Raw genomic sequence first — 9763 nt, forward strand, 5'->3', positions numbered from 1 at the left:
CCACCGACTGGTGGGGCTGGGCCGCGCTGCTCGCGTACGCCGCGACCGGCCGCGCGCCGTTCGGCACCCGCCCGCTGGAGGCGGTGCTGGTGCGCACCCGCAGCGGCGACGCCGACCTCGCGGGGCTCGGGCCGGTGACCGCCGGGGCGCTGTGGGACGCCCTCGCCGCCGACCCCGAGGACCGCGCGCAGCCCGACGAGGTGGTGGCGGCGCTCGCGGAGGCGGAGCGCCGGGGCGAGGAGTACGACGACGAGGCGGCCGCCGCGGCGCTCGCGGCCGGGCCGCGCGGTGGCGGTGCGCTGCGCGGCGGCACGGCCGGTGGCACGGTGGCGCTCGGCGCCGTGGGGGCGGCGACCGTCGCGCTGGCCGCCGGGGACGGCACGCCCACCGTGGCGCAGCACGCCGGGACGGGGCCGCTGCCCGCGGGCGCCGTCGCGGCGACCGGCGCGACCGCCGTGCTGGGGCCCGACGGGACCGCCGTGCTCGGGACCGCGGAGGACGGCACGGCCGTGCTGCCCGGCGCGGGCCGGGGCGCACCGGCGCAGGACGGCAGCACGCGCGCGTTCGGCGCGGCCGCCCCCGCGACCGCCCCGCCGTCGGTGCCGCCGCGCACCGCCGCACCGCCCTCGTGGGATGCGACCGGGGAGGACGACCGGTGGGCGACCGGCGAGTCGCCGACGCAGGCCTGGGACACCCGCCCGTACGGCGCGGGCGTCCCGGGCCCGGACGGCGCGACCTACGACAGCGGCGACTACGACGGCGCGGCCCCCGGCGACCACCCGGGGGCGTACCCCGGCGGGTGGCCCGACGGCGAGGACGCCGGCCCGCCGCCCGCGCCCGAGCCGCCGCGGCGCACCGGCACGCTGCTCGCGCTGGCCCTGCTCGTGCTCACCGGCGCCGCCGTGCGGCCCGGCGCCACCCTGCTCGCGCTGGTGCCGCTGGTGCTGCTCGCCCGCACCGTCGGGTCCGTGGCGGACGCCGTCGGCCGGCGGCGGGAGCGGGTCGGCGCGCGGCGGTCGGACGCCCTGCGCGCCGTCGCGTCCAGCCCCTGGCACCTCGTGCGCGCGCTCGTGACCCTGCTGCCGTCGCTGCTCGTGGCCGCGAGCCTCGTGGTCATCCTGCTGGGGGTCGGCTGGTGGCTGGTCGGCTCGGGCGCGGTGGAGGCCGGGCCGCTGCGCGCGGTCGACGACGCGCCGGCCCCGGAGTCCGTCGCGGCGCTGCTGGTCGTGGCGACCGCCGCCGGGCTGGCCGGGCTGTGGTGGGGGCCCGCGGCCCGGACCACACGGGTCGGGGCCCGCTGGCTGCTCGGCGGGGTCGCGCCCGGACGCGGCGGGGCCACCGTCGTCGTGCTGCTCGCGCTGCTCGGCGCCGGGGCGCTGGTGGCGCTCGCGGTCACGGGCACGCTCGTGGACTGGGCGCCGTTCGCGGCGCCGGTGCTGCCGGTCGGCGCCTGACCCGGCACCCGGACCCGCCACCCGAACCTGGCACCCGGGGCCCAGGTCCCGCCCAGGCGCACCCCGTACGCTGGCCGCATGACCGGGACCGCCGACGCGCGCGTGCCTGGTCCGCCGCTGCCCGGACGCGGGTCCCGCCCGGGCCGCGTCCCCCGCGCGGCGCTGCTGCCGCTGCTCACCGCGGTCGCCTCGCTGGTGGCGCTCGCCGGCGCCGGCTGGCTCGGCGCCGTCCGCACCGTCGTGCACCAGTGCGTGACCATCGACGGCCCGCTGGCCGTGCTCGGCGTCCGGCTCGCGGTGCTGCAGGACGCCGCCGACTGCCCCACCGGCGTCGCCCTGACGCCGGGGGCGTCGCACGGCGTGGTCCTCGCGCTCGGGCTGGTGCTCCCCGTCGTCGCGCTGCACGCGGCGCTCGGCGCGCTCGGCCTGGGCCTGGCCGCCCTGCTGCTCCGCGCGGCCGGCACCGCGCGGTCCGTGCTCGGCGCCGTGCTGCACGCCCTGCCGCGCGCGGTCTCCGCCCGCCCGGCCGGCGCCGCGCGCCCCGCACCCGCGACCCGTCCCGGCCACCCGCGCCCGGCCGTCCTGGCCCGCGCCCTGCACCCGCACCGGGGTCCGCCCGCGGCGCTCGCCTGAGCACCCGCAGCAGACCCGACCGAAGGAGCAGGACAGATGAGCACCACCCCGAGCCCGGGCAAGGGCCGGCAGAGCAAGAACGAGCGGCGCGACGCCGCCCGCGAGCAGGCGCGCGCCCTGCGCGAGCAGCAGCTCAAGCGCGACCGGCGCAACCGCGTCCTCGGCATCAGCATGCTGTCCGTCGCGGTCCTCGCGCTGGTGGGCGTCGGCGCCTGGCTGTTCCTGCAGAGCGGCAGCAGCAGCGACGAGGCCCTGCCCGACTACCCCGACACCCCGCTCAGCGAGGTCAGCGACGTGCCGAGCACCGCGCTGCCCGAGGGCGGCATCCCGGTGAGCGCGACGGGCGTGGGCGGGACGGTCGACGACAGCACGACCCGCGTCGACGTCTACCTCGACTACATGTGCCCCGCCTGCGGCGCCTTCGAGGAGGCCAACGGCGAGAACCTGATCTCGCTCGCCGCCGACGGCTCCGCCACCGTCGTCTACCACCCGATCGCGATCCTCAACCGGTTCTCGAACGGCACCGGGTACTCGACCCGCGCGGCCTCCGCGGCGGCGCTCGTCGCCGACGAGGCCCCCGACCAGTTCGCCGCATTCAACGAGCAGCTGTTCGCCGGCCAGCCCGAGGAGAACACCAGCGGCCTGACCAACGCCGAGATCGCCGACATCGCGCGCGAGGCCGGCGTGGCCGACGGCGTCGCGGACAAGATCGCCGACGGCAGCGCGCTGGACCGGTTCGGGCAGTGGGTGACCTCGGCGACCAACGAGGTGACGGCGAACCCGGACCTCGTCAACGAGCAGAACGGCAGCTTCGGCACGCCGACGATCACCATCGACGGCGACGTCTGGACCGAGAACTGGACCGACCCGAACGCGCTGCTGCAGGCGGTCGGCTCCTGACCGGCGCCTGACCTCGCGCACCACCGCGAGGGCCCCGGCGCCCCGGGCACACGTCCGGGGGCCGGGGCCCGCGCGCGTCCGGCCCCGGCACCACCCGGCGGATCGCTGTAGACGCCACGTAGACTCCGGCGGTGCCCTCCCTGCTCGTGGACGTGACCCCGCTGCGCGTCAGCCCCGAGTTCCGCCGGCTCTGGTGGGGGCTGTCGGTCGCGAACCTGGGCGCCCAGCTCACCGTCGTCGCGGTCGGGCTCCAGGTGTACGAGATGACCCGCTCGACGTTCGCCGTCGGCGTCGTCGGGCTGTGCGCGCTGGTCCCGCTGGTGGTGTTCGGGCTGTACGGCGGCGCCATCGTCGACCACGCCGACCGCCGCAAGGTCGCCCTGATCGCCTCCGCGGTGAGCTGGGTCGCCACCGTCGGCCTCGCGGTCCAGGGCTGGTCCGGCAACACCCACGTCGGCGTGCTGTACGCGCTCATCGCCCTGCAGTCCGGCGCCGGCGCCGTGAACAGCCCCGCGCGCTCGGCGATCATCCCGCGCCTGCTCGAGCCGCGGCTGATGCCCGCGGCGAATGCCCTGCAGACCGTCGGCTGGAACGTCGCGCTGACCCTCGGCCCGCTGCTCGGGGCCGGCCTCGTGGCGCTGCTGGACTACGGGATCGTCTACACGCTCGACGCCGTGCTGTTCACGTTCGCGTTCACCGCCCTGCTGCGGCTGCCGCCGATCCTCCCGGAGCCGTCCGGGACCCGGCGGGCGCGCGCCGGGCTGGCGTCCGTGCTCGACGGCCTGCGCTACCTCGGCACCCGGCCGAACGTCCGCATGACGTTCCTGGTCGACCTCGTCGCCATGATCACGTCCTCGCCGCGGGTGCTGTTCCCGGCGGTCGGCCTGGTGTACCTCGGCGGCGGCGAGACCACCGCGGGCGTCCTCACGGCCGCCGTCGCCGCGGGCGCGATGCTCGCGGGCCTGTTCTCCGGCGGCCTGGCGCGGGTGCGCTGGCAGGGGCGGATCATCGTCGTCGCGATCACCGTCTGGGGCCTCGCGGTCGCGGGGTTCGGCGCGGTGCTCGTCGTGGCCGGGCGGTCCGAGCCCGGCCACGTGCTGTGGGCCGCGCTCGCGCTGGCCGTCGTGACCCTCGCCGCAGCGGGCGCCGCCGACGCCGTCAGCGCCGTGTTCCGGCAGACCATCCTGCAGACCGCCACGCCCGACGACATGCGCGGCCGGCTGCAGGGCGTGTTCATCGTGGTCGTCGCCGGCGGGCCCCGGCTCGGCGAGCTGCTGCTCGGCTGGGCGTCGGGCGCGCTCGGCGAGGGCGGGGCGGCCGTCGTCGGTGGCCTCGCCTGCGTCGTGATCCTCTGGGTGCTCGTCCGGGCGCAGCGCGGCTTCTGGCGGTACGACGCGCTCGACCCGCAGCCCTGACGCCCGCGGCCGGGGGTCGCCGGGCGGCGCCGAGGTCCCGGGCGCGGGGGCGGCCGGCCGGTAGGCTGGGCGCCGCGCTCCCGCGGGGGCGCGACGCCTCCTTAGCTCAGCTGGCCAGAGCAGCTGTCTTGTAAACAGCAGGTCGTCGGTTCGAATCCGACAGGGGGCTCCGTCACCGGCCGGCCCGCCCGCTCAGCCCTCCGGCAGCAGCGGGCGCACGACCCGCGCCGGGTTCCCGGCCACGACCACGTCCGGCGGCACGTCCTTCGTCACCACGGACCCCGCGCCGACCACCGAGCGCGCGCCGATGGTCACGCCCGGGCAGACGACCACGCTGCCGCCGAGCCAGACGCCGTCCTCGATCGTGATGGCCGAGACCCGCTCCCAGCCCTGCGGCCGGAGCTCGGGGTCGAGGACGTGCGTCGGCGTGTAGAGCCGCACGCTGGGGCCGATCAGCACGTCCGCGCCGATCCGGATCTCGCCGCCGCCGAGGGTCAGGAAGTCCGCGTTGACGAAGGTCCGGTCGCCGAGGTGCAGCCGGTGCCCGTAGTCGAGGTAGAACGGCGGGCGGAAGTCGACGTCCGCGCCGACGCTGCCCAGCAGGTCGCGGAACAGGGCCTCGGCCGCCGCGCGGTCCTCGTCGTACAGGGCGGTGATCCGGCGGCAGGTCCGCTGCGTGCTGGTGGTGAGCTCCGCCAGCTCGGGGCCGTGCCGGTAGCGGTACCAGTCGCCGGCGACCATCTTGTCGTACTCGGTGCGGCCGTCCGCGAGGGCGGTCGCGAGGTCGAGCTCCACGGGTGCGTCTCCTTCGTCGTGTGCACCGAGTGTCCCAGGCGGGCGCCGCCGCTCGTCTGGGACCTCCCGGCGCGGTGGACCGGTTAGCGCCGGGGGACCGCCGTCGTGCCGCGGACCACCAGCTGGGTCGGCAGCCGCAGGTGCTGGCCGGCGCCCGGGGCGTCGTCCCCGGCCCGCTCGCCCGCGGGCCCCTCGGCGCCGAGCAGGGTGAGCAGCATCCCCACCGCCGCGCGGCCGAGGCCCTGGATCTCCTGCCGGACGGTCGTCAGCGGCGGTGTGGTCGCGGCGGCCTCGGGCACGTCGTCGAACCCGATCACCGACAGGTCGGCCGGCACCCGCACGCCCAGGCGCGCGGCGGCGTCGAGGATGCCCATGGCGGACAGGTCGTTGGCGGCGAACAGCGCGGTGGGCGGGTCGGCGAGCGCCAGCATCGCGGCGGTCGGGGCGTCGGCCGCGTCCCGCCGGTACTCGGCCACGTGCATCAGCGCGGGGTCGACCGGGATGCCCGCCTCGGCGAGCGCCGCCCGGTAGCCGGCCTCGCGCAGCCGGGAGGACTCCAGGTCGGCCCGCCCGCCGAGGAACCCGATCCGCCGGTGGCCGAGGCCGAGCAGGTGCCGGACCGCGAGGACGGCGCCGTGCAGGTTGTCGGAGTCGACGGTCGGCAGGCCGCCCGGACCGGCGTGCGGGTCGACCGCGACCACCGGCACCGAGGTGCCGGCGTGCAGCACGGTGGGGGTGACCAGTACGGCGCCGTCGATGAGGGTGCCGCTGAGCCGCGCCAGGTAGCGGTGCTCCCAGCCCGCGCGGCCGGAGCCGCCGCCGGTGTAGGCGAGCAGCGCGTGCTCGGTGCCGCGCAGGGCGGCGCCGGCGCCCTTGAGGATCTCGGAGCTGAACGGCTCGAACTCCGCGACCAGCACGCCGATGACGCCGGTGCGGTGCGAGCGGAGCCCGCGCGCGACCAGGCTGGACTCGTAGCCGAGCCGGTCGACGACGGCGCGGACGTGCGTCGCGGTGCCGGCGGCGATGCCGTCCCGCTGGTTGATGACCTTGGAGACCGTCGCCACGGAGACCCCGGCCTCGCGGGCGACGTCGGTGATCGTCACCCGCTGTGCCATGGCCCGCAGCATAGTCACTAAAACGTTATCGACAACGGTTGACACGTCATCGCGACGGCTGCCAGAGTCCCTCGTGCAGTCACTGATGACGAGCAGGTCCGCCTCCCGCACAGCCGCGGGGTCGGGCCTCAGCAGCACGGCGCACCGGCGGTCTCCCGCCGACGGCGAACCGGTCCGGCCCCGGCGGGGTGGACCACGGTCAACTCAACGAAGAGGGCAGATCATGAAGGCACGGAAGACGCTGGCGGTCACGGCCGCCGCGGTCGTGGCGGCCATGACCCTGGCCGCCTGCGGCGGCGGCGACTCGGGGTCCGGGGGCGACGAGGGCGGGGACGTCACGATGACGTTCTGGCACAACTCGACGACGGGCGACGGCAAGGCCTACTGGGAGGACACCGTCGCGGCGTTCGAGGAGGCCAACCCGGGCGTCACGATCAACATCCAGTCCATCCAGAACGAGGACATGGACGGCAAGCTCCAGACCGCGCTGAACTCGGGTGACGCCCCGGACATCTTCATGGCGCGCGGCGGCGGCAAGCTCGCCGACGTCGTCGAGGCCGGCCAGGCGATGGACCTGAGCGACGCGCTCACCCAGGAGACCCGCGACGCGCTCGGCGAGGCGTCCCTGGCGGCGTTCTCCGTCGACGGCGGCGTGTACGGCGTCCCGACGGCCGTGCTGCCCGGCGGCATCTACTACAGCAAGGACCTGTTCCAGCAGGCCGGCATCACCGAGACCCCCACGACGGTCGACGAGCTCAGCGCCGCGGTCGACAAGCTCAAGGCCGCGGGCATCCAGCCGATCGCGCTGGGCGCCAAGGACGCCTGGCCGGCCGCGCACTGGTACTACTTCTTCGCCCTGCGCGAGTGCTCGCAGGACACCATGACGCAGGCCGCCAAGGACATGTCCTTCGACGACGAGTGCTGGACGAAGGCGGGCGAGGACCTGCAGGACTTCGCCGGCACGGAGCCGTTCAACGACGGCTACCTCACCACGACGGCCCAGCAGGGCGCCGGTTCCTCCGCCGGCCTCATCGCGAACCACCAGGCCGCGATGGAGCTCATGGGCGCCTGGGACCCGGGCGTCATCGCCTCGCTGACGCCGGACCAGCAGCCGCTGGCCGACCTCGGCTGGTTCCCGTTCCCGGCGGTCGACGGCGGTGACGGCGACGCCACCGCGATGATGGGCGGCGTCGACGGCTTCACCTGCTACGTGGACGCGCCGAAGGAGTGCGCCGACTTCCTCAACTTCATCGCGGAGAAGGACAACCAGGAGGGCTACGCCGAGGCGTTCGTGACCCTGCCGGCCAGCAAGGACGCGCAGTCCGTCGTGACCGACCCCGCCCTGCAGGACGTCCTGGCGGCCTACAACGACGCGGCCTACGTGTCGGTCTGGCTCGACACCCTGTTCGGCCAGAACGTGGGCAACGCGCTGAACACCAGCGTCGTCGAGATGCTCGCCGGCAGCGGCAGCCCCGACAAGATCGTCGAGGCTGTCAACGCCGCGGCGGCCAAGGAGTAGCACGACCATGAGCGACTCGCAGGGCGTGGGCCCGCTGGTCATCTCGTCGCCCGAGGGTCGCTCGGCGGCCGGGGGCGGTGCCGTCGCGGCACCGTCCCCGGCGCCCCGCCCGCGCCGGCGGCGCGGGAGCTGGCGTCAGCGGCTCGAGATCGGCCTCCTGTCCGGGCCGGCCATCCTGGTCTTCCTGGCGTTCGTCATCTTCCCCGTCGTCATGGCGGCGTACTACGGCTTCTTCAAGTGGAAGGGCTTCGGGCCGCCGACCGACTTCGTCGGGCTGGACAACTACGTCGCGATCCTGCAGGACCCGACGTTCCACGACGCGCTCCGGCACAACGCGTTCATCGTCGTGATGTCCCTGGTCCTCCAGGGGCCCGCGGCCGTGATCCTGGCGCTGCTGCTGAACCGCAAGATCCGCGGGCGCTCGCTGATCCGGGTCCTGATCTTCGTGCCCTACGTGATCTCCGAGGTCATCGTCGGGACCGGCTGGAGCCTCATGCTCCAGACCACGGGCGCGGTGAACGACCTGCTCGAGAAGATCGGGCTCGGGTTCCTGACGACCGACTGGCTGTCCGACCCGAAGATCGCCATCTGGTCGCTGATGCTCATCATCACCTGGAAGTACATCGGCTTCGCGGTGATCCTGTTCCTCGCCGGCCTGCAGTCGATCCCCGAGGAGCTGCACGAGGCCGCGGCCATCGACGGCGCCTCCTACTGGCAGGCGCAGCGCTCGATCACGCTGCCGCTGCTCGGCCCGACGATCCGCATCTGGGCGTTCCTGTCGATCATCGGCTCGCTCCAGCTGTTCGACCTCGTCTACATCATCTGGGGGCAGTACGTCTCCGCGACCGCTGGGACGTCGACGATGGCCACCTACATGGTGTCCAACGGGCGCCTGGCCGGGAACTACGGCTTCGGCAACGCCGTCGCGGTCGTGCTGTTCCTGATCTCGCTGGTCATCGCGCTGACCTACCAGCGCTTCGTGCTCCGCCGGGACACCGAGGGCGCGCTCACCGAGAGGAAGAAGTGATGGCCGCCACCGCGCTCCAGGCGCCGCCGCTGCCCGCCTCGCGCCCCGAGCCCCGCCGTCGGCGCGGCCGCTCGCTCGAGCGCGTCAACCCGCTGGTCTACGTCGTCGCGTGGCTGCTCGTCGGCATCTGCATCGGGCCCGTCGCGTACATCGTGCTCGGCGGCCTGCGGACCAACTCGCAGATCACCGTCGACCCGTCCGGCTTCCCGACGACCTGGGAGTTCGGCAACTACGTCGACGTGCTGACCAGCTCGCTGTTCTGGCAGCAGTTCGCGAACTCGGCGATCTGCGGCATCGCGACCACGATCGGCGTCGTGATCCTCGGCGTGATGGCGAGCTTCGTCGTCGCCCGGTACGACTTCCGGGGCCGCGGCGCGATGTACTCGCTGTTCGCGGCGGGCCTGATGTTCCCGATGACGGTCGCGATCACGCCGCTCTACATCATGATCCGGCAGCTCGGGCTGATGAACAGCCTGGCCGGCATCATCCTGCCGCAGATCGCGTTCGCGCTGCCGACGACCATCATCATCCTGGTCCCGTTCCTGCGGGCGATCCCGAAGGAGCTGGAGGAGGCCGCCTCGATCGACGGCGCCAGCCGGCTCGGGTTCTTCTTCCGGATGGTCGTGCCGCTGTCCGTCCCGGGCGTCGTGACGGTCGGCATCCTCGCGTTCGTCGCGAGTTGGAACAGCTACATGCTGCCGCTGTTCATCCTGAACGACGAGGGGCAGTACACGCTGCCGCTGGGCGTCCAGGCGTTCGCCTCGCAGTACTCCGTCGACACCGCCCGGGTGCTGGCGTTCACGTCGCTGTCGATGATCCCCGCGCTGATCTTCTTCTCGCTCTTCGAGCGGCGGATCGTCGGCGGGCTCACCGGCGCCGTCAAGGGCTGAGGCCGGCGGGCGGGG

9 protein-coding genes and 1 tRNA gene are annotated in these 9763 nt (G+C 74.9%); 8 read left to right on the forward strand and 2 right to left on the reverse strand.

The features are described from left to right. From G6556_RS13825 to G6556_RS13845, 5 genes are all read left to right on the forward strand, one after another. Positions 1 to 1454, forward strand: a 1454-nt coding sequence (locus G6556_RS13825; protein WP_166942445.1) for a hypothetical protein, incomplete at its 5' end; no start/stop codon positions are given. Positions 1455 to 1532: 78 nt separating this feature from the next. Further along, positions 1533 to 2087, forward strand: coding sequence for a hypothetical protein (locus G6556_RS13830; RefSeq protein ID WP_166942448.1), 555 nt, complete (start codon positions 1533 to 1535; stop codon positions 2085 to 2087). Between the two features lie 36 nt (positions 2088 to 2123). After that, positions 2124 to 2987, forward strand: a complete 864-nt coding sequence (locus G6556_RS13835) for a thioredoxin domain-containing protein (RefSeq protein WP_166942451.1) — start codon at positions 2124 to 2126, stop codon at positions 2985 to 2987. 131 nt (positions 2988 to 3118) lie between these two features. After that, positions 3119 to 4402: an MFS transporter gene (locus G6556_RS13840; protein ID WP_166942454.1), complete on the forward strand. Its 1284-nt coding sequence runs from the start codon at positions 3119 to 3121 to the stop codon at positions 4400 to 4402. Positions 4403 to 4497: 95 nt separating this feature from the next. After that, a tRNA-Thr gene (locus G6556_RS13845) sits at positions 4498 to 4571 on the forward strand. A 23-nt stretch (positions 4572 to 4594) separates the two neighbouring features. On the opposite strand, the gene G6556_RS13850 is transcribed toward G6556_RS13845, so the two are convergent. Next, entirely contained in the window at positions 4595 to 5197 is a 603-nt protein-coding gene (locus G6556_RS13850) for a sugar O-acetyltransferase (protein ID WP_346774902.1), read from the reverse strand. An 83-nt stretch (positions 5198 to 5280) separates the two neighbouring features. Next, positions 5281 to 6312, reverse strand: a complete 1032-nt coding sequence (locus tag G6556_RS13855) for a LacI family DNA-binding transcriptional regulator (RefSeq protein WP_166942457.1) — start codon at positions 6310 to 6312, stop codon at positions 5281 to 5283. Between the two features lie 223 nt (positions 6313 to 6535). On the opposite strand from G6556_RS13855, the gene G6556_RS13860 reads away from it, so the two are divergent. Genes G6556_RS13860 through G6556_RS13870 form a run of 3 tightly spaced genes read left to right on the forward strand, consistent with a single transcriptional unit; the run spans position 6536 to position 9748 of the window. After that, positions 6536 to 7831, forward strand: coding sequence for an extracellular solute-binding protein (locus G6556_RS13860; protein WP_166942461.1), 1296 nt, complete (start codon positions 6536 to 6538; stop codon positions 7829 to 7831). A 7-nt stretch (positions 7832 to 7838) separates the two neighbouring features. Next, complete coding sequence (locus G6556_RS13865) at positions 7839 to 8858, forward strand: sugar ABC transporter permease (protein WP_166942464.1); 1020 nt, start codon at positions 7839 to 7841, stop codon at positions 8856 to 8858. Next, positions 8858 to 9748, forward strand: coding sequence for a carbohydrate ABC transporter permease (locus tag G6556_RS13870; RefSeq protein WP_166942467.1), 891 nt, complete (start codon positions 8858 to 8860; stop codon positions 9746 to 9748). Before G6556_RS13865 ends, G6556_RS13870 begins: the two co-directional genes overlap by 1 nt. Positions 9749 to 9763 lie beyond the last annotated feature (15 nt).

Origin of the sequence: Cellulomonas sp. IC4_254 (assembly GCF_011603975.1) — a bacterium.
In the GTDB taxonomy this organism is placed as follows: Bacteria; Actinomycetota; Actinomycetes; order Actinomycetales; family Cellulomonadaceae; genus Cellulomonas.

Coding starts and splice junctions, on each gene's coding strand:
- G6556_RS13830 (WP_166942448.1), top strand. CDS start 1,533: ATGACCGGGACCGCCGACGCGCGCGTGCCTGGTCCGCCGCTGCCCGGA.
- G6556_RS13835 (WP_166942451.1), top strand. CDS start 2,124: ATGAGCACCACCCCGAGCCCGGGCAAGGGCCGGCAGAGCAAGAACGAG.
- G6556_RS13855 (WP_166942457.1), bottom strand. CDS start 6,312: ATGGCACAGCGGGTGACGATCACCGACGTCGCCCGCGAGGCCGGGGTC.
- G6556_RS13860 (WP_166942461.1), top strand. CDS start 6,536: ATGAAGGCACGGAAGACGCTGGCGGTCACGGCCGCCGCGGTCGTGGCG.
- G6556_RS13865 (WP_166942464.1), top strand. CDS start 7,839: ATGAGCGACTCGCAGGGCGTGGGCCCGCTGGTCATCTCGTCGCCCGAG.
- G6556_RS13870 (WP_166942467.1), top strand. CDS start 8,858: ATGGCCGCCACCGCGCTCCAGGCGCCGCCGCTGCCCGCCTCGCGCCCC.